The 18,776-nt window shown below is 68.4% G+C and carries 16 protein-coding genes; 3 read left to right on the top strand and 13 right to left on the bottom strand.

Features of this window, described 5'->3' with window-relative positions:
• Positions 1-49: 49 nt before the first annotated feature.
• From ABZ896_RS10180 to ABZ896_RS10145, 8 genes are all read right to left on the bottom strand, one after another.
• Complete coding sequence (locus ABZ896_RS10180; RefSeq protein WP_360924919.1) at positions 50-322, bottom strand: hypothetical protein; 273 nt, start codon at positions 320-322, stop codon at positions 50-52.
• A gap of 615 nt (positions 323-937) precedes the next feature.
• Positions 938-1,543, bottom strand: a complete 606-nt coding sequence (locus tag ABZ896_RS10175; protein ID WP_360924916.1) for a hypothetical protein — start codon at positions 1,541-1,543, stop codon at positions 938-940.
• Positions 1,536-3,353 (bottom strand): TraM recognition domain-containing protein, encoded by a 1,818-nt coding sequence (locus tag ABZ896_RS10170; protein WP_360924913.1) that lies wholly within the window; start codon positions 3,351-3,353, stop codon positions 1,536-1,538. The genes ABZ896_RS10175 and ABZ896_RS10170 overlap by 8 nt, the downstream gene beginning before the upstream one ends.
• Entirely contained in the window at positions 3,350-4,732 is a 1,383-nt protein-coding gene (locus ABZ896_RS10165) for an ATP/GTP-binding protein (RefSeq protein WP_360924910.1), read from the bottom strand. Before ABZ896_RS10165 ends, ABZ896_RS10170 begins: the two co-directional genes overlap by 4 nt.
• Before the next feature lie 2 nt (positions 4,733-4,734).
• Entirely contained in the window at positions 4,735-6,267 is a 1,533-nt protein-coding gene (locus ABZ896_RS10160; RefSeq protein WP_360924906.1) for an SCO6880 family protein, read from the bottom strand.
• The gene (locus ABZ896_RS10155) at positions 6,267-7,796 is read right to left on the bottom strand and encodes a hypothetical protein (protein WP_360924903.1); all 1,530 of its coding nucleotides are present in this window, start codon (positions 7,794-7,796) and stop codon (positions 6,267-6,269) included. The genes ABZ896_RS10160 and ABZ896_RS10155 overlap by 1 nt, the downstream gene beginning before the upstream one ends.
• Entirely contained in the window at positions 7,786-8,589 is an 804-nt protein-coding gene (locus tag ABZ896_RS10150) for a hypothetical protein (RefSeq protein WP_360924900.1), read from the bottom strand. The genes ABZ896_RS10155 and ABZ896_RS10150 overlap by 11 nt, the downstream gene beginning before the upstream one ends.
• A 1-nt stretch (position 8,590) precedes the next feature.
• A complete protein-coding gene (locus ABZ896_RS10145; RefSeq protein WP_360924897.1) occupies positions 8,591-8,914 on the bottom strand; it encodes a hypothetical protein in 324 nt (107 codons plus the stop codon).
• A gap of 426 nt (positions 8,915-9,340) precedes the next feature.
• On the opposite strand from ABZ896_RS10145, the gene ABZ896_RS10140 reads away from it, so the two are divergent.
• Both ABZ896_RS10140 and ABZ896_RS10135 read left to right on the top strand, forming a co-directional pair.
• Complete coding sequence (locus tag ABZ896_RS10140) at positions 9,341-10,534, top strand: hypothetical protein (RefSeq protein ID WP_360924894.1); 1,194 nt, start codon at positions 9,341-9,343, stop codon at positions 10,532-10,534.
• Entirely contained in the window at positions 10,531-11,325 is a 795-nt protein-coding gene (locus tag ABZ896_RS10135) for a hypothetical protein (RefSeq protein ID WP_360924891.1), read from the top strand. The genes ABZ896_RS10140 and ABZ896_RS10135 overlap by 4 nt, the downstream gene beginning before the upstream one ends.
• Positions 11,326-11,621: 296 nt before the next feature.
• Here the strand turns inward: ABZ896_RS10135 and ABZ896_RS10130 are convergent, their stop codons facing one another.
• Positions 11,622-12,803 (bottom strand): NUDIX hydrolase, encoded by a 1,182-nt coding sequence (locus ABZ896_RS10130; RefSeq protein WP_360924888.1) that lies wholly within the window; start codon positions 12,801-12,803, stop codon positions 11,622-11,624.
• A 224-nt stretch (positions 12,804-13,027) separates the two neighbouring features.
• Positions 13,028-13,663, bottom strand: a complete 636-nt coding sequence (locus ABZ896_RS10125) for a hypothetical protein (protein ID WP_360924885.1) — start codon at positions 13,661-13,663, stop codon at positions 13,028-13,030.
• 427 nt (positions 13,664-14,090) lie between these two features.
• On the opposite strand from ABZ896_RS10125, the gene ABZ896_RS10120 reads away from it, so the two are divergent.
• Positions 14,091-14,567: a hypothetical protein gene (locus ABZ896_RS10120; protein WP_360924882.1), complete on the top strand. Its 477-nt coding sequence runs from the start codon at positions 14,091-14,093 to the stop codon at positions 14,565-14,567.
• 287 nt (positions 14,568-14,854) lie between these two features.
• Here the strand turns inward: ABZ896_RS10120 and ABZ896_RS10115 are convergent, their stop codons facing one another.
• From ABZ896_RS10115 to ABZ896_RS10105, 3 genes are all read right to left on the bottom strand, one after another.
• Positions 14,855-15,373 (bottom strand): hypothetical protein, encoded by a 519-nt coding sequence (locus ABZ896_RS10115; RefSeq protein WP_360924879.1) that lies wholly within the window; start codon positions 15,371-15,373, stop codon positions 14,855-14,857.
• A gap of 142 nt (positions 15,374-15,515) precedes the next feature.
• Positions 15,516-16,259, bottom strand: a complete 744-nt coding sequence (locus ABZ896_RS10110; protein WP_360924876.1) for a hypothetical protein — start codon at positions 16,257-16,259, stop codon at positions 15,516-15,518.
• A 90-nt stretch (positions 16,260-16,349) separates the two neighbouring features.
• Positions 16,350-18,527, bottom strand: a complete 2,178-nt coding sequence (locus ABZ896_RS10105; RefSeq protein WP_360924873.1) for a hypothetical protein — start codon at positions 18,525-18,527, stop codon at positions 16,350-16,352.
• Between the last annotated feature and the right edge of the window lie 249 nt (positions 18,528-18,776).

Genomic DNA, 18,776 nt, shown 5'->3' with positions numbered 1-18,776 from the left:
GCGGCGACCCGCTCCCGCTCCGTACGCGGTCCGGGCCGGGCGGGCGCTCCTAGTCCTGCTCCGGCTCCTCCTCCAGGAGCGCCCTCTCCCGCAGTACCGCGCCCTCCGCCTCCAACCGGGCGGTGTTCAGCCGCCCGAGGCGCTGAAGGTAGCCCTCCCCGTCCGGCTCCGTGCCCGCCAACTGCCGGGCTCGCGCCTCGACTTCCTGCTCGATCTGCGTCCCCAGGTCCGTGAAGTACTCCTGAGGATCCTCCAGCTCCCGGTAGGCCTGGGGCCGGTTCTGCCTCCAGTGCTCCATCGCCTGCTCGCCGTACCGGTTCATCGTCAACGTCTCCTGCCTGCTCAGCGCCCTCGGACGGGGTGGGGCTCCCCGTCCCATCCTCTCCCGCCGGCGTATCATCCGGGCGTGCCGCAGACCGGCTCCGCCCTTGAAGAGCCTCGGCATCGAGGTCCAGACCGGGCAGAAAGCCGTCGGAACTGTTGGTCGGTTGGTCGTCGGCGGGCGGCTGCGGTGTACTCAACGCCTGCTCCCAGGGTGCGAAAGGCAGATGCGTGGATCGGGGCCCAGGGCCGCGGGGGTGCGTGCGACCGGCGGGCCGGTGGCTAGGAGAGGGGCAGCGGCACAGGGATGCCGCGGGCAGGGGTGGCGGCGAGCGGGTGGATCAGCTCGTGGAGGACGATCCGGTCGGCTTCGACCCCGGCGGAGCCGGTCCGGGTGGGACCGCCGTTCCTCGGCCTCGCCGCCGACGGGAGTTCCGGCGAGGACCATCGCGTCCCGTAACTCCCCGGCCTGCTGCTCGGCCGCGATCCGAACTGGTGAAGTACTCCCGGGGATTTGGCCGCGTCCCGTACCGGTGCGGCAGGCGCTCTCGCCAGGGGGCGAATACGGTGCGCCCGTACCTGTTCTTGACCATGGAGAGCCTCCTGCGTGGTGTCGTCATCCGTTGCCGTCCTCGTCGTCCAGAGGCTCCGCGCGACCCGGTCCGGGTGGGTCGCCGCCGGGCTCACGGTCTCCGGCGGCCAGAAGGAGGAGCAGATAGTCGGCGTCGCCGCCCCAGGCGGCATCGCGGTGCCGTTGTTTGTGCTGGCCGTTGCGGCAGGAGCCGAGCCAGAACCGGCCCATGCGCTCCAGGGCGCGGGCCAGGGCGTCCTGCCACAGGTAGGGCGCCGAGCCGCCATCCTCCCCGTTCGCGTACGCCGACTCGTGGGAGGTCCACAGGGCGGTGAGTTCCTCGACGACCGCGCCGTGCTGCCACCAGCACTGGCGCGGCAGTTGATCGGTGGTCATCTCGTAGCGGTCGGCCGCCCAGATCACCCAGGACACGAACTGCGGCCAGAGCACGGCGTGTTGCTCGGCGTCGAGTTCGTGCCAGCGCACCGGCTCGCCGGCCGGGCGCTCCCGCTCGCCGTCCTCGTCCCCGCCGCCGGACGCACCGGAGGCGGACAGCTGCTCCTCCAGCAGCTTGACGCGCTCGCTGAGCAGGACCTGCTCAGCGTTGATGTTGGTGAGCTCGGCGAAGATGTCCTCGAAGCCGCTAGCCATGACCGCCCGCCTTCTCCAGGCGGACGCGATCGGCGACCATCTCGTGCGCCCGGCGCGTGGCGTCCTTGATCTCCGCCGCCCGCGGCCCCTCGTGAGCCCGGACGAAGCTGACGAGGGTCGCGGGGGTGCGGCGGTGGAACACCATCCCGCCGCGTTCCGGGATCATGCGTATGGTGGCCGGTTCGACGACCGCCCGGCGGCGGACCGCCGTGGACACCGAGACCCGGTCCCCGTCGTCGGAGACGGTCTCCACGTCCTCGTCGAATTCACCGGCGAGCGAGCTGTAGGACTTCAGTTCCTCGGGGTCGCTGATACCGCCCAGGAACACCTTCACGGTGCCGCTGGCGAACATCTTCCTGACCCCCAGGGCGCCCCAGCGCTCCTCGGCCTGGGCATAGCCCTGGAGTACGGCCATGATGAAAATGTTCTGCGAGCCGCTGACGCTCATCAGGCTCGGAATTTCCGGCAGCGGCGCGACATTGGCCAGCTCGTCCAGGAAGCAGCCGAGCGGAATCGGAAGGCGGCCGTTGGGGCTGCGGGCGGCAACCCTCTTGGCGGTGTCGAACATCGCTTTGGCGAAGGCCGCGTTCAGCGGGGCGAGAGCGCTTGATTCTTCGTCCTCGCCGATCAAAAACAGGGTTCCGGACTGCCGGAGGTAGGTCTCGATGTCGAAGACCTCCACGTCCCCCTGAGGGGCGAAGATCTCGGCGACCTTCTCGTCATAGAGCGCGATGAAGCTCTGCTCCGCGGTCCTCCAGGTGGCGGAACGTTCCTCCTCAGCCGCCGCGTGCTGGCCGGCCAGCGCGGCGGCGAGGAGGTGCTTGCCCTTGGCCGCCAGCAGGTCGACCGCCTCGCGGTTGTCCGGGTCGGTCGCCCAGGCCAGCACGTCGAGGACCGGACGCCGGTGCAGGGCTGCGGCGTGCAGCCAGCAGGTAATAAGGGTTTTCGCGTTGAGCGCGAAATAACCGCCATTCTTTGTCCCTTCTTCGCTTTTGGTGGTTGCCGCGAGGGTCTCGGCCCGCTTTCGCGCGACCTGGTACTCCTCGCATCCTGCGGTCAACGGCCAGCGCAGCTGATTCGGCCAGCCGGACAGCCCGGTCGGGTCCAGAACCCAGACGGGACCGTGTTCTTGCCGCAGAAGTGCGGTGTTGTAGAGGACGTCGGTCTTGCTGCTGGTGGCGAGGACCGTTCCGCGGAATTCGAGGATCTCCGGGAGGATGATCTGGGAGGTCTTTCCCTCGCGGGGCGGAGCGACCAGGATCATCGATTCCTCGATCGTGATCCACAGAGGGATGTCCGTGGGGTCGGCGCTTCCGATGTAGACGGCGACGTCACGGATGGAGATGGCCTTGGGGTTCTGCTCGGCGAGCGTGGGACGCAGGGACCCGGCGCGGGACAGGGCCTGCGGCTCACCCATGGCCTTCTCCAGCTGGACACGGGTCGCCATCCCGTCGGCGCCGTCGGCACCCCGGCGCTTCCACCACCAGTACGTCTTCCACGTGCCCCACACAGCCACGGCGAGCAGCACCAGGAGGGTGGGCCAGAACACGAAGGGACCGGCAACCCCCGCGTCGCCCGGCCAGGCCGCCGCAGGGTCGCCGGGGTGCCGGAAGACGGCGACGACCGCCTTGCCCGCCGAGTCCCAGGTGATGGACGCGGGCCGGCCGTGCGCCAGGACTCCGGACACCAGCGCGGTCGTCCACAGCAGCGCGGTGAGCACGAACGCCGCGATCAGCGGGATGATCCACACGGCGTCCCGCCCGAGGCGCACGCGTGCCGCTGTCTTCGGGGTGGCCGCTTTCGGCATCATGCCGCAGCCCCCTTGCGGAGGGGGATAATCGGAGCCGAGGCATGGCCATGGCGGTCTGCGGACCCGGGCAGCCGCTCGGACATCCGGCGATTGGTATCCGTGAGATGTATCTCCAGCTTTGTCCGGATATGTTCAACGAGGTTGATCCGGGAGCCCACCTGCCAGATGGCCCGTCCGGGCGCGCACACGTTGGAGCCGTCCGCGAGCGCCTTGCGCGCCCAGTCGGGAAGTCCCAGGTAGTCGGCGGTGGTCTCGGCCTCGTCCCGGTCCATGTGGTACAGGACCCGGGTGGCCGTCAACTTGAGGATGGCTGCCGCCTCCGGGGCCTGCTCCAGCAGCAGATCTCCGAGGTGGTGCAGGACCGCCCAGAAGCTCAGTCCCAGGCGTCGGCCGTAGCGGACCAGTTCCTCGAAGAGCCGCGCGACCGGGCGGTGGGAGAGGATGTGCCAGGCCTCCTCGACGATCAAAGTCCTTTTGATCCGGTCGTCCGGCTTGATCCATCCGAACCTGAGCCAGGGCCCGATGACCGCCATCAGCAGGGGCATGGCCTCGCCCTCACGCGGCAGTTTCGTCAGGTCGAAGATGATCAACCGGGCGTCGAGGTCGAGGTCGATGCCTTCGGTCGTCGGGCCGTCGAACATGCCCGCCAGGTCCCGGCTGGGGTTGCACAGCGAGTCCAGGGCCAGGGCGGCCGGCTGGCCCCACTCCGTCAAATCCTCCGGCGTGACCGGCTGTTGACCGAGCAGGGTCGGCTGCGGGGCGGTGAGGGCGTCCAGGACATCGGAGAGGATCGCCACGCGCTGCCGCTCGCGGGCGGCAGCGATCGCCCTCTTGTGGGCCTCGGCCAGGGCGAACTTGGTCTGCGAGGTGAGCGTGCCGGTGAGGATCTCCATCATGGACGTAAGCACCTTGAACTGGTGCTCGGCGGGAATCCGCGGATCGAGCGGGTTGATCCGCACTCCTTCGCCGGCGTCTGAGGCGCCGTAGACGAGCCGGATCGGGGTGATGCCCAGCTGCCGTGCGATGCCGTCCCATTCGCCCGCGCCGTCCTCGCCCTGCGCGTCCAGGATCGCGAAGTTGCGGTCCCTGAAGCGCAGTTGGCGCAGGACGTAGGTCTTCTCCAGCGCGGACTTGCCGTAGCCGGACTTGCCGAGGACCAGCGCGTGCCCGCTGGCAAGCCGTACGCGGGCGAGCGGGTTGTAGAGGATGAACGGGTCGTAGATGTAGGCCTTGCCGCTGTAGGCCTCCCGGCCGATGATCACGCCGCGGGGGTCCATGCTGGCCGCGCCGACCGCCGGGTAGAGGCCGCAGGCGTGGCTGGTGGTCGAGCGCACAGCCCGTCGCCGGGTCTGCGTCTGGCGGCGCAGCATCTCCAGCATCGCTACCGCCCTTCCTTCAGCAGTCCGGCGGTGAAGGGCAGGGTGTTGGCGAAGGCGCGGTGGTGCTCGCTGTCGCACCACTCCATGCGCAGTCCGGCACGGGTGGCGCCCGCGCGGACCGTGTCGGCGTCCCGGCGCAGGGCATCGAGGGTGGGCGAGGTGACGGTGATCCAGGCCGCGAGCCGTGTGCCCGCTGCGCCGTCGGCGATGTCCCGCATGGTGCGTATCGAGGCGCTCTGGGCCTTCTGCTCGCGCGGGTCCTCGATGCGTCCGGCCTTCTTGTCGGCCTGGCCCAGTTCGTTGGTGGCGTCCGCCATCGCCTCGGTGATCGCCTGGTCCGTGCTGACGAGGTCCATGACCACGGACACCGACAGGATGATGTCCTGGACGTAGAGCAGGACGGGCGCGAGGAAGTTGATGCCGACCGGGAGGACGGGCAACTCCTTCACCCAGGCCGTCATCGAGTACCAGTCGTCCTCGGCCGCCTCCCAGCTGCGGGAGGCCATGTACTTCTTGTTGCGGGCATCGAGAACAGCGGGCCAGCACGTGACCCGGTCCATCCCGGCGGTGTCGTCGATCCAGTGACTGGGGTCGTAGGAGTGGTGCAGGTAGGAGGCCAGGCCGGCTTCGTCGAGGTTGCGGACGTGACGAAGCTGCCCGCGCCCCAGCGTCCGGATGAAGCTCTCGATCTCCTGCCCGAGCGTGATCGCGTAGCCCTCGTGGAGGGTGGTGTAGCGGCGGGCCTCGGCGACCAGGCCGGAGGTGTAGGGGATGCCCACCACGAGCAGCAGCCGGCGGTCTTCCGCGGTGACGGCGACGCGCTGGATCAACTCGTCGTACGACTGCTGCAGTTCCGTCGGGCTGTTCCTGTCCCGGCGCTCAGCGGCGTCCCGGGCGTGGGCGTTGGGGTCGGTGGGGATGACCCTGCTGATCCACTGAAGGCGCCGGATCCGCCCGCCGCTGTCGGCCGTGGTCTTCAGCAGGTGCTCGTAGGCCCGGATCAGGGCCTCCTTGTCGGCGGTGTCGAGGCTGCCGAAGTCGCGCAGGCCTTCGACCTCGACCGCGGCCGTGAACATCAGCTCGTCCGGCTGCAGCACGATCGCGATCTCACCGAACGCGGTGCGCGCCGTGATCCACTGCATGTTCCGGGGCACGCCGACCGGCAAGTCGATAGGGACACGGCGGCCGTCGGCGTACCGGCCGGCGTACGGCGCCCGGGACTTGTACAGCAGCGAGCCGTCGCGCAGTAGCTTCTTGTAGGTCCGGTTGATCTCGAACCACCGGACGTACGTGCGCCCTTTGTGCGGCGCCAGCGTGGCCCAGGCACAGACGCCCGCGACCAGCACGAAGCCGACGATCTTCAGCAGGATGCCGCCGAGGATCCAGGCAGAGATGAGTCCGCCGACGAAGCCGGCTCCCAAGACGAGCTGCTCGTCGGCATCGAGCTTCCGGCCGAGCAAACCGCGCGGCCTCGGCCGTGGGTAAGTGAAGGTGCGAGCCACAACTACTCCTGGGCGTGCGAAGGGGACGGGCATCAGCGCATCTCCTCGTCCGGTGGCGGAGGTTCCGGCTCGTCCGGTGGCTCTGGCGGAGGCCAGGACTGCGGGCCTGCCTCATCCACCGGCCCCCCACCGGCCGTCCTGCTGTCCGGGACTGCGGCGTCGGGAGTCCCGCCCGGGGTGTGACCGTCGCTTCCGTCGGAGTCGCCGCCCGCCGACGAGCCGGCCGAGGAACCATCGGAGTCGAGACCGGCGGTTGCCCCGTCGACACCGCGCTCTACTGCGGCTTCGGCCTCGTCCTTGGTCTTGTCGACCCCCTTCTTCGCGGCCACGGCCGCCGCACCGACACCGGTCGCGGCGGCTGTCCCCTCGGCCGCCCCCGACTCGGCCGCCTCCTCGCCGCCACCGCTCAGGGCATCGCCGTCCGCCACCTCGGCATCCCCACCGTCGCCTTCGTCGCCGGATCCGCCGTCGCCACCGCCGCCCATACGCGACTTCAGCTCCCCGTAGGAGTCGCCCATCTGGCTGCCGACGTTCTTGGCCCGGCCCTTGAGCTCGTCACGGGCCGCGTACATGTCGCGCACCTCGTCACCGAACGCCGGCAGGAACTTCGAGAGCTGGAAGGGCATGTAGAGGGCGAGGAACAGCAGCGCGAGCGCGGTGAAGACCGTGGCGAAGGACTGCGCGAGGCTGGGTTTCGGAGGGTCCGACGCAAGCGTGCCGGTGGCGAGCGCGAGGACAGTGAAGGTGACGTACTTCGAGGCGATGATCGCGGCCATTACGCCGCACCAGCGTTTGGTGTGCCCCCATAGGTCACGGTCGACCAGACCGCTGAAAACGGTCGGACCGAACACCAGGCCCGACAGGATCAGCGCGTTGCGGACGATGAGCTCCAGCCACACGCCGGCCACGGCCGCCAGCATTGCCATGCAGAAGAAGATCACGATGATTGCGCCGCCGGGTATCGCCATCAGCGAGAGCATCGCCGTCGTGACGGTGACGACCATGTCGGCTGCGTCTCCCGCCACCGGCTTGAACATCGTCTCTGCGGCTTCGTCGAAGACCCGCACGATGTAGGCGACCGCCAGCGGCGCGAAGGCGGAGACCAGCACCGACATGAGCAGGAAACCGATCGACTCCCCGAGCGCCTGAAACGGTGAAACTCCCTGAATCGCCCTCTTGGCCACGGCGACCAGCCACAGGATCACGGTCAGCACCGTGGAGGCGGCGAACGCCATGGTGTAGGTGCGGAGAAACCCGGGATCCTGCCAGTCGATCCGCGTGGTCGACCCCAACGCCTTCATCATCTGGGTGAAGAGGCTGGTCACGGCATTGTTGAAGAACTGGGCGATATAGCCCAGGGGGTCGCTCGCGAAGTCGATCGCCTGGTTCGTCGCCTCGACGACGTTGCAGACCCTGTCCGCGAACGGGATGTTCTTGCAGGACCAGTCGGAGAAGTCGTTCGCCTGGGCCTGGCCCGGGGCGAGCATGATGCTGAGCGTGGCCGTCAGCCCGGTGATCCAGATGAGCCGGGTCCGGACCCGCTGCTGGGTCTCAGCCGACATACGGGGGCGCATTGAACTCCCGATCTGCCGTGCGGAACTCGTCGACGCTGGTGGGGCTGTCGCTTCCGGCGTCCAAGGGGGTCGGACCGTTGACCGACGTGATCGCGGACAGCTTCCAGTCACCGGACTCCCACTGAAGCGTCAACGTGTAAGTGGTCCATGACGCCGAGACCGGCATCGGAGCGTTGTTGTCCGTGACGCCGACGAGACCGGTCATCCACACGTCGACGGTGGCCACCTGATCGGTGTACGTGGTGACCCGGGTGCCCATCGCCGCCCCACGTGCGACCAGCGCGTCCTCGTTGTCGCTGGTGACGCCCAGGGAGGCGAGGACCTGCCGCATCCCGTTGTCGTCGTTGCGGATCTGCCGGTCCAGAGCCTGGCTGGTCATCATCGCGGTGAGGGTCTGGTGGCGGACCGTCTCGTCGGTGAAGTACGCGGCGGACGATCGGGCCACCTGATAGTTGATCGCAGCCTGCACGGCACCGGCCTGATTGTGGGAGTAGCCCACCGGGACACCGCTGACCAGCTTCTTGGCCGTGCTCTTGGGGTCCCCTCCGGTGCCGTTCCGCTGCGCCGGGGCGGTCTGGCTCCGGCCGTCCGACGAGCCGTCGGAATCAGATCCGCTGCTGCCGCCGGACAAGCCCATGAACACAGCGAGGACGAGCACCGCGAGGAAGATCCCTCCAGCGATAGCCATCCCCCGCCACCAGGGCTTTCCTCCGGTCCGCTCCGTCGGCGTCTCGTCGACCAGGACGCGGGTGCCCTTCCTCGGGGCGCTCTTGGGGGCCATCTCAGATGCCCATCCCGTACACGATGGTGAAGATCGTCCCTATCGAGGCGACGACGAAAGCTCCGACCAGGCTCCCGGCGATGTCCTTCTTGCCCTTGCTGACCTGGGCTACGTCGTGCTGGCCCTCACCGACTTTCATGTGCACTGCGCCGAGGATCGCGCGGCCCAGCAGGAGCAGAACGACGCCGGCCATGAGGGCCTGGATCACCGTCCGCCCCACCTTCCCGAGCTGACCGAATGGACCCCAGTCCGGGGACAGCCCGTTCACGAGGGTGCCGATGTCACCACTCGCCGCGAGATCCACCAGGTGTTGTGAAACGGGCATCCCCCGACTCCCTTCCACCCTCGTCACGGAGACTGGCTCGAAACCGAGCCATGACGATGAAAGGTACATACACGTAAACTTGACAACAAGCGTTTACAGAATGAGAGACCTGCCTTGAGGGCCCTAGAGGTGACGGGGCGACGCATCCCACCCCAGTCACTCGACAGGAATCAGCTTCGGACTCCTCGGGCCCGGTCGGGCCCGAGGAGTCTCACATAGTTGCAGGTCATAGATCTATCTCTGGCAGTCGCAGGGCACCCCGTGGAGTGCAGGGTGACACCTCAGCCACCTTGAATGCAGCGCGATGAATGGTGGCCCGCGTACACCCTTCGCCATGCAGGAGGAAGTTGGATACTCGTCGGAGTCGCCTGGGATGGGTGGCCGTTCCGGCGCTCCTGTTGTTCACTGACCTTCTGTCATCTACATATGTTTATGGTCGAGGTGGGGATGAACGGGATCGGGAAGGCCGCCATAGGTGTCACCGCAGCAGGCGTCTCGGTGCTCTCTCTCTGCGTGCTCGCGGTCAGCGGTGCCACGACCCAGGCCAACGCCAACACCTGCCAAAGCGGCCTTCAGCCAGTCGGCGACGGGGAAAGCGGAGCCGGCGCGGGAGGCGAGAAGCCGAAGTTCGACGGCGAACCGGATGCTGGCGCCGCCCAGGTGACAGTTCCGCTGCATCCCCAAGGCGCCCAGAACAGCGCCGAATGGACTCCTCGGCAGGTACGCAACGCCAGCACCATCACCAACGTCGCCCGTACCCGGCACCTAGCGCCTCGTGCCGCAGTCATCGCCGTGGCCGTGGCCATGCAGGAAAGCACCCTCAACAACCTGCACCACGGCCACGCGGACAGCGTGGGTCTCTTCCAGCAACGGCCCTCCCAAGGCTGGGGGACCGTCAGTGACCTCACCGACCCGGTCTACGCGTCCGGGCAGTTCTACGACCAGCTCGTCGAGATGGACAACTGGCAGGAGAAGGCCCTCACCAAGGTCGCCGCGAGCATCCAGCGTCCCGCCGAGAAGTACCGAAACGAGTACGCCAAGTGGGAGTCCACAGCGGGCGCGCTCGTCGCCAAAACCTGGGGGGAACACGCCGTCACGTCGATCAGCACGGGCTGCGACGACCCGGCCGCCACAGGCGGCGCGGATCCCAAGGCAACGTTCAAGGTCAAGAACCCTCGCACCGCCGCCCAGGCGATCGCGAGCGCCCGGAACGAAGCGGGTAAGACGGGCTGGTACCGGATGTGCGACAACTTCGTAGCTCAGGCCTACGGTTGGGGCTCGTCCGGGTCCGCAACAGCCAACGTCCACTGGAACCGGCTCGTCGACGCCGGACTCGCGCACCCGGGCGACATGTCACCGCCCGCAGGAGCGCTGCTGTTCTACGACACCGGCAAGAGGGCGGGACACGTCGCCCTGTACCTCGGCAACGACCAGGTAGCCAGCAACGACGTGGGGGACGAGTACCCACACCAGGGCAAGATCGCCATCGTCTCGCGGAAAGTACTCACCAACGGTGCTTGGCGTCTGCGGTATCGCGGATGGGCTGAACCGAGCTTTCCGAGCGCCGGCGGAATCAGCACCATCCCCCTCCTCCCGGGCAAGCAGGTGGACCAGCAGTGAGTGATATCTCTCCAGAATCGGTGCAGATCCGGATCACACCCGACGGGATCTGCTTCATAGACGAGGAGTACTTCGCGCCGCCTCCCGGCGTCCCGCTCAACGACGCCGTCCTGGCGCACCTCCAACTGGAGGCTGCTGCACTGGAGATGCCGCTCCGGGCAGTGATCCAGGACGAGCAGGCGCAGTACACGACCACGATCCGGGTCGACGCCGACGGCACCAGCCACCCCTTGGACAGCAACGCTCCGGTCGCTGCCGCACCAAGCCGCCCCCAGACGGCGGCGTCGCCGACGCGTCTGTCGCCACCGACGTCGCGCGCGGTGGACCCCGTGCCACCCGACCGGCCGTACGAACCACTGCCCGAGCCCTACCGCGGACGGCTCGCTTCCATCTGCGCCACCGCCAACCAAAACCTCTTCACCGAAGCCGGCCGCGCCGCCGATCACCTACTCACAGAGCTGTCCGCCCAATTCGGCGCGGACCACCTCTACACCCTGGCCGTCGGCCTCGTACGCGCCGACATTGCCTGGCTCAACCAGGACTTTCCATACAGCCTGACGAGTTGGGTCTTCATGGCTCGGGCCTGGCACCTCCACCTCGGACCCCGACACAGCACCACCATTCGCGCCGTCGGCAACGCGCTCGGCTGCTGGCGACGGCTTGAACCCTCCGAAGCAACGGACTCAGTCCCCTACATAGTCAGATTCCTCCGGGACGTCGAATTCCCAGACAGCGAAGCAGCAGTGCGGACCATATACCACCGGGCACAGAGAATCGCTCTGGCCAAGTAGCGGACAAATAGGGATACTTGGCCTATGGATCCCATCCGTCTCGGCCGTACCGTCCTCTTCCTCCTGCCGTACCTCCTCATCGTCTCCGGAGTCCTCGCTGCATCGAAGGTCGCCAGCGCGCCCGGAGGCACCGGCGCTGCCTTCGAGGCCCTGGCAGTGGCCGCCATAGGTGCTTTCTGGGTTTGGCGGCGTAGTCGGCGAGGCAGCCACGCAGCCTGACGGCCTGTCGATCGCCGCAGCCGGTGACCGAGCTGGCCTCCAGCTCTCGCCGCAACCTGGGGGTTTCAGACTTCCGGTTATCGCATCGGTGGTACGGCTTGGAGAATGGCCCCCAGGGTGGCCCAGTCCACTGGTCGGGGATTGTCCGGTCGTAGGAGGTCGCCGAGCCGGGCGACCTCCACGTAGGTGTGCTCGGTCTCGTCGGTGTTGCCGTGGCTCGTTGTGTCGCTTCGCAGCTGTTCGAGTTCGTAGGCGCTGAGTTCGACGGCGTAGACGGTCTGGGTGTGGGCCGATAGTGTGCCGACCGCCTGGCGGCTGCCGACGAGTTGGAGCCGTGCCGGCAACAGCCGCAGACCGGTCTCCTCGGTGAACTCGGCAGCGGCCACTGCTCGGGGATCACCGGGCCGGAAACTGGATCCGCCCGGGACCTCGCGGATGAGGCCGTCCGGGGTTCGGGCTGCTGAGCGGAACTCGCGGATGACAACGATCTCGGTGTCGTCCCAGCGGGGCGCTGGCCGGTAGGCCACGACGCTGGTGAGATCGGGCCGCCCCAGGACGACTTCGTTGTCCTTCACACGGCTCTCCGCCCCGACCCAGACGCGGGCGGCGTACGCCCACAAGAAGACATGAGAACGGTTCGGGCCGACCCGGAGGATCCAGGAGATCCGACCGCCGAGCAGCCTGTTGCCGGCGTCCTCCTGGGCGTCGAGCCAGGCGCGAAAAGAGGGGGTGCGCCAGAGCAGGAGCGGCACGTCGCGCTGTCCGGCGGAGCGCGGGGCGCCGGGGCCGATGCGGTCGAGAGCCAGCAAGATGGACTGCGGCAGGGTCCCGGCGATGGGAATGCAGAGCTCCTCGGCGAGGAGGCGAAGGCTCTGGCTGGCGCCCTCTGTTTCGGTGAGGCCGCCGAGGACGGAACGACCGTCGTCCGCATCGGCGCTGAGCCATGCTCCGAAGGGCTGGCCGGAAGCGGCCAGCGGGTCGCGCACCCACTGGATGATCTCATCGGCGCGGGCGCGCTGGACGTGTTCCCAGGTGAGCCGACGAGGCGCGTCGAAGCGGGAGGAGCCGCTTCGGGCCGCGGGGAGAAAGATGACGAGGGTGCCAGGGTGACACCACTGGCGGGTCGCCTCCGCAAGGGCCCGCTCGGGCCACGTCGGATCGTCGGCAGCCGGAAATCCGGACAAGAAGAGGCTCGCGGCATAGGCCTCGGGCGGCTCTTCTCCGAGGTAGACGGGCTGTACGTGGCTGGGAGCGCTCACGGGATCTCGGTGTTCCTTTCCCCTGCGCTCGGTCGCCGTGACACGTTGGTCCCGAACGACTCGATCAGGTCCAGCGCTTCGGAGGCGTGGACAGTGCGGTCCTTGCCAAGGAGGGCGCGTTGAATGCTGGGGCGGCGGTGGGCCGCAGAGGATGCCGCCCTAAGCCTCCGCAGGTCGCCGCGTACCAGGGCCTCTCCGACCGGTTCGCGCTCGGCGGCCACACCTCATACGTAGGCACCGTACTTCTCGCGCTGCCACTGCACATCGTGGGCGCGAAGAGCTTCTCGCTCCTGGAGGCTCGTCGCGGCCGGCGGCGGCGTCGTGGTCGTGCCCAGGCCCCACAGCGCTCCCTCTTCAACCGGTACGAGCGGAACGAAACGCTCCGTGCTGATGGCGCCGACCAGGGTGTCATGCCAGGTCTCCCCTCCCGCCCACCAGCAGGATTCGAAGAGGTCGCCGCCGAACTCCATCCAGTCCCGCGACGTGGCGACCGACGCCCCCACGCTCTGGGTGTCGAACCACGGCACCACCGCGTACGGCCACGGCCCTTCTGACTCGCACGGAGAGGACCAGGCTTCGAGGGCCACGTGGGACGTGCGGGTGATCGCTCGCACCAGATTGCCTGCGTCTGGGGCAGACAGGCCCGCGGGCAAATCGGTGACGGTGACCTCCAACTTCCTCCACATTTCAGGATGGCGGCGCGGCATGAGAACGCCCGTTGCCAGCACGTCGGCCAGCAGCCTTTCACGCCCTGCCGCGATGCGGACGCTCACACCGGACAGGACGAGCGGCGCTCGCTCGACGACCAGCATCTGAGAACTGAGCGGCGTCAGACGGACGGTGTCAGCAACGAAATCCATGGCATCGAATCTACCCGGTGGCGGCCTCGCGCAAGCGGCCTACGCAGCAGCGCCCCTGGTGGGACAGGGAGTTGGCCTTGCCCCACCCGGAGCGCGGTGCGGTGCCCAGCCGGCCTCGTCAGTGCGGACTCGCTTGAAGGTAGGTGTCCTGGACGCAGTCGCGCGGGGACGGTTCCGGCATGCCTGCTGGTAGTCGGCATCTTGAGCCCTGGGCCGCGCTCGTCCGATTCCGGCAGGGTTCTCGCGGACCGGGCGGCCACGACGGGGCTCCATGCGGTGATCTTCCGCATGGACCGGAAGTCCGCCAAGCCCTCCCAGCCGACCACCCAGAGGCGACAGCGCTGGCACAGGTGCGTGCTCAGCTGGCAGAGTGGAGAAGCCGATCAGAGAAACAACAAGGGGAGAGGCCCCGCGGATGCGATGGACCATGAAGCGGCGCAGTACAGAGGCGCATGACGAGCAGGTTCACGCCGCTGCGTGGCGGCTCCAGTTCACACTCGCCACGCGCACTCCTTCCGGTGATCCGGACAGCGTCATCGGCGCGACGGTCGAGCACAGCGTCCCCATCGAGGAAGCACTCACCGGCCTGCTGAACATCCTCGGCCCCAGCCATCCTCTGACCTCCACGGTCGTCCAGGCGAAGTGCGCCTGCGCGGACGTGTCCGTGCTCCACGAAAGCTGGGTGGCCTACTGCGCCGAGCAGGCACGATCAGGCACCGATGACGAGACCCTCGCCATGGACCGTGAGTTTTCCAGTCCGGGCCGTGTACGAGACTGGCCTCGCTACAAGACGGCGCGCCGCCGCACTCGGACGCTGACGGAGCAACTCGCCGCCCTCGAACCGCAACTGGTGTCCATCACCGGACGGGACCTTGCCGCTCATCGCCAGCACGGCGCGGCCTGATCCTCCATCGGATCGGTACGGCGAGCGCCGAGGACGCCGACGGCGGGTCATCCAACGGCACGCCACACCAGACGACGCAGATCCACGACCGCGGATTCGCCGGCAAACAACTCCTCGAATCTGCCGTGCCACGCCACCCGCCAGCACACCGACAACGGACTCCGACACTCACCGGAATCCCGCCAAGTGCCCCATGAACCAGGACGTGACGACCACGGTCCCTTCGGTCGTCCGAGCACCCTGCTCCTCGGCGCCCACACCGAACCGCGCCGTCGGTCGTTGTGGACCTACAACTCAACCGCCGTGCCGTCATCCGGATCGTCGAGCCACTCGACGGTCAGCGCCAGCCGCCAGGCATCTGTCATCTCGGAAAATAGGCGTTGACCGTACTCGAATGCCTCGAAATGGTTGGCGGTCTTGGCCTGTTGCTCCCCCTGCTCGGCCGCGGCGCGCTGCATTAGTTCCAGGAACTCCGGCACCTGCGCGTCGGTAAGTCCCTTGGCGCGCCCCCTCCTGACGGTCGCCACCGCGCTGCCGTAGAAGCCCATCTTGGCTTTCAGATCGGGAGGCATGACATCAGTGTCGCGCAGGGTCGTGTCACCGATCTCCACTTGCATGAGCGCCTGGTCCTCCCAGAGCCGCAACAGCTGGTGCGGGGAGAGAATCTCCTGGCCGGCGATCAGGAGCGTGCCGTCGAAGGTGACCGTGACGGTGTTGTCCGGCTCCACCGTCCAGGAGCAGCGGGTTCCGGTGGCCGATACCGTCCGGGTGTCGGTTTTGGCAGGCAGGCGAGCCGATCGCGTCATGTGCTCATTCTGCATCCCGCCGACTTGGACCGTTCACCCAACTGGAGACCTCCACGGGAGCGTGGCGGCACCACCGGGGACATGCCCTGGCAGTGCAGGCGGGACGCCAGCTGGACCGGCTCGCCGAGGAGCGGGGCGACGATCACTGAGAGGCAGAACCGGCGTCCGCGGGCTCCAGGTGCTCTGCCCGAATGATCGCGCGCTCGCCGTGCGGGCCCGGGGCCTCGACACTGACGTCGCCTTCCACGGTCACCATCACCGCTTGTCGGGACCCGGATTCCTGCCCCGGGACGGTCAGGACGATCTCGTAGCCGGGCGGCGGTCCCGGCACTACCGTGCGGTGTTCGTCGTCCATCAACCAAGCGGGCGCGACGACTTCACCAGTGCGCCCCTTGTCCTCGCCGTCCACCACCTGCACGCGCGTTCGCGCTGCCAAACCCGCCGGACGCTCGGCGGCGAGCGCGGCCTGCGCAGCTGCACCCGCCCACTGCGTCACCACGTCGACCGCCGGGGCCGAGGAACCACGGCCGATCCCGCGAGGAAACCCGCCGCTGTTCGCCAGCGCGGGCTGATTCGGCCACCGGCGGATCAGCCACGCCCATTCGGCCGCCGCATCCTCAGGACGAGCCCCTTGGGCCGCCAACCCCAGCTCGGCGCCGAACTCGTACACCATCGTGGGTCCTCGATCGAGATGCCACACGACGCTGCCGATGTCCACCTCGCCCACGGCCCGGCCCTGCCGCGCGGCCACGCCCGCGAGGACCACCGCGAGCACGCCACGAATGGCCCGCCCATCCCACGAGCCGACGGGATGATGGTCCACCGCTGCGATGTGGTCAGCACGCCGAACCGCCTCGGACCACGTCCCCGGCTGCGCTTCTGTCATGCGCCGAACCCCCAGATGGCCTTGACCACGTAGTGCTTTCCGATCTCCCGGTGTGGATACGAGGAGTTCCGTCCGCCGTCCACGGCGCCGTCAGAGGCGAACACAATAGACCGAGTGCTTTCCCAGGAGAGTGTCCAGGCCGAGAGTCAGGGCGGGCTCGTGACGCTTCCCGAGCACGCCAGCGGGCCGGTCGGTCGACAGATGCCGCCAGAGTCGGGCGACGGGATCGTCGGGGGCGTCCAGGTCATGGCCCAGTACCTGAAGGCGCTCGGCCCACCGGCGCATGACGGTTGCGGGGTCCCGGTCCGCTCCTTGTTCCTCGGTCGGCGGCATCAGGCTGCGTACGGCGTCCGTCGTCACCTGCTCGATACCGGTCTCCGCCTCACGCGCCAGTAGATACTGGGCCAGGGTCACACCGGCGCAGCCGTCGCTGATTCGCCCGTCCCCGACGCGGTAGCGGGCGAAACGGGTCTCGGCCATCCTCAGCGTGCGTGCCCAGGCGTCCTGCCACAGCTGGGGGCCTCCTTCGGCTTGCCAGGTCCGCAGCCGGTCCACGACCGGTTCCCGGGTCGGAGCCCACCGGTCGCTCTCCTCTTTGAGATCGGCCAACAGGTCGCGCACGGCCTCGGCCAACTGCTGGCCGTCCGGGCTGTCGTGGACGGCCGGGGCGGACACAGCGTCGACGACCTGTACGAGCAGCAGGTTGAGAGCCCGGCCCTCGTGCCGCTCGGGAAGCCGGGGCTTGAGTACGGAGGTCAGAGCTCCCACGACGTCACTGCTGGTGAGATCGACTGCTTCGGCGATCGAGATGTCTTGGCTATCCGGGCCGCGGTACCAGCTGCTCGCCCGGCCTTTCATCTGCTGCTTCTGGTGTGCCACCAGGAGTGCCGTTACCCGGCGGGCGGCGTAGGCGGGGTCCGCCTCACAGAGGATGAGCCGCTTCAGGACGCGACGGCCCAGGTCGTCCGCGGTGGCGTCGAGCGGCGACATCATTGTCACACCGCAGCGGCAGTGCAGTGTCAGCGGATCGCCCCAGGATCCTTCGGCGAGGAACGGGCCGTGGCTGTTGCATGCGGGGCAGCGCAAGGGTTCCAGGCCGACCTCGTGCTGGTAGTTCGGCTCGCTGATCGAGGAGTCCTCGGAGATGGCCTCGTTCCAGTGGGCGACCTGGTGGTCCCACCGCTCCAGTACGATCCGATCGACGTTGATCTGCCAGGTGTGGTCCGAATTGTGGCCGGCGGGCGCGTCCTCGGCTGGCTCGTCGGCGCTGAAGCCGATCAGGGGCAGGGCGACCCTGGGTCCTTCCTCCGGTGTGGGTGCGGCCACCTGGGCCCCCGCACCCTGGTCCAGGGCGGGCCCACGATGCCAGAGGGTGCAGGCGTGGTTCGTCTCGCGCAGGCCGTGCGGGCAGTCCCTGACGTGCAAGGTGAGCGCGTGCCGGGCGTAGCGGCACAGCTCGGCGAAGAAGTCGAGGTTGCTACGGGCATAGCGCTTGACGGGCACCGTGATGGCGTCGTTTTCGGGCGGGGCCACGAACGCATCCAGAATCACGCGGGCCTGCTGCGGGTTCTCCAGCACCGGCAGGACACGGGTGAACACCAGTGACCCCAAGTCCTCGACCGGAACCTGGTCCTGACGGGCTTGGTGGTGCAGGAAGGAGCCCAGTACCAGCGCCAGCGCGTCGACGCCGTTGCCCGGCAGCCCTGCCTCCCGGTGGCCGAACGCGTACTGCTCCCAGGTCGTGGTGAACTCCCGGCGGGCCACGGGCGCGGTCGAGAACCACCACTCGACCAGCAGGTCGGCGACCCCGCGGCACATCTCGGCCAGCGTCGCCCTGTCGTCGAGGCCGGTCTCGTTCGCGATCGTCAGCTGACCCACGAGCATCTCGATGGCCATGTCGGCCGCCGCGCGGCGTTCGGAGGTCGTCATCTGCTCGCACACCTCAGTCACCCGCTCCGCCGCGGTGACCGCACGCACCAGCCGCTTGAACTCCGGTGCGGCAGGTCCGAACGGGTCGTCATCGTCGGTCATGTACCCGGGAAGTTCTCCCCGGTCCATGCGGATCGCGGTCAGCCGGCTTACCTCCACCAGGCGGGCCACGCAGGCCGGTTCGGCCGCGACCTCGTCCAGCAGCCGCTCCACACACGGCATGCAGCAGTTGACGGCCGCTCCCGTCAAAGCTGCCAGCAACGGCTCGTTGACGGCTCGTCCCTCGGCGTTGACCGGTCCTCCGGGCAGATCCACCGGCCCGTGCTCGTGCGCCCCCATTCCTGCTCCCCGCCTCTTCTTCCTTTGCTCTCCGTGCCGTTGACGTCACCATAGTGCCGTGCCCCAGCCCGCCTTACGCCCACCACAACCGCGCTGGCGTCAACTTCCCGCAGTCAGCCCCGGATTCATCCCCGACTGCCCCCGAGCGCACCCGTACTCAAGGGCAGCCAACAGGCTCACCGACCATGGGCACTGCGCGTCCTTGAGCCAGGCGGACGCGTTGGCGGCTGGCCCTGGGCCAGCGACAGA

It is taken from the genome of Streptomyces sp. NPDC047072 (genome assembly GCF_040643855.1).
GTDB lineage: Bacteria > Actinomycetota > Actinomycetes > Streptomycetales > Streptomycetaceae > Streptomyces.
Note: the sequence above shows the minus strand (reverse complement) of the source record. Positions and strands in the feature narration are given on the sequence as shown.

Coding starts and splice junctions, on each gene's coding strand:
- ABZ896_RS10180 (WP_360924919.1), bottom strand. CDS start 322: ATGAACCGGTACGGCGAGCAGGCGATGGAGCACTGGAGGCAGAACCGG.
- ABZ896_RS10175 (WP_360924916.1), bottom strand. CDS start 1,543: ATGGCTAGCGGCTTCGAGGACATCTTCGCCGAGCTCACCAACATCAAC.
- ABZ896_RS10170 (WP_360924913.1), bottom strand. CDS start 3,353: ATGATGCCGAAAGCGGCCACCCCGAAGACAGCGGCACGCGTGCGCCTC.
- ABZ896_RS10165 (WP_360924910.1), bottom strand. CDS start 4,732: ATGCTGGAGATGCTGCGCCGCCAGACGCAGACCCGGCGACGGGCTGTG.
- ABZ896_RS10160 (WP_360924906.1), bottom strand. CDS start 6,267: ATGCCCGTCCCCTTCGCACGCCCAGGAGTAGTTGTGGCTCGCACCTTC.
- ABZ896_RS10155 (WP_360924903.1), bottom strand. CDS start 7,796: ATGTCGGCTGAGACCCAGCAGCGGGTCCGGACCCGGCTCATCTGGATC.
- ABZ896_RS10150 (WP_360924900.1), bottom strand. CDS start 8,589: ATGGCCCCCAAGAGCGCCCCGAGGAAGGGCACCCGCGTCCTGGTCGAC.
- ABZ896_RS10145 (WP_360924897.1), bottom strand. CDS start 8,914: ATGCCCGTTTCACAACACCTGGTGGATCTCGCGGCGAGTGGTGACATC.
- ABZ896_RS10140 (WP_360924894.1), top strand. CDS start 9,341: ATGTTTATGGTCGAGGTGGGGATGAACGGGATCGGGAAGGCCGCCATA.
- ABZ896_RS10125 (WP_360924885.1), bottom strand. CDS start 13,663: ATGGATTTCGTTGCTGACACCGTCCGTCTGACGCCGCTCAGTTCTCAG.
- ABZ896_RS10120 (WP_360924882.1), top strand. CDS start 14,091: ATGAAGCGGCGCAGTACAGAGGCGCATGACGAGCAGGTTCACGCCGCT.
- ABZ896_RS10115 (WP_360924879.1), bottom strand. CDS start 15,373: ATGACGCGATCGGCTCGCCTGCCTGCCAAAACCGACACCCGGACGGTA.
- ABZ896_RS10110 (WP_360924876.1), bottom strand. CDS start 16,259: ATGACAGAAGCGCAGCCGGGGACGTGGTCCGAGGCGGTTCGGCGTGCT.
- ABZ896_RS10105 (WP_360924873.1), bottom strand. CDS start 18,527: ATGGGGGCGCACGAGCACGGGCCGGTGGATCTGCCCGGAGGACCGGTC.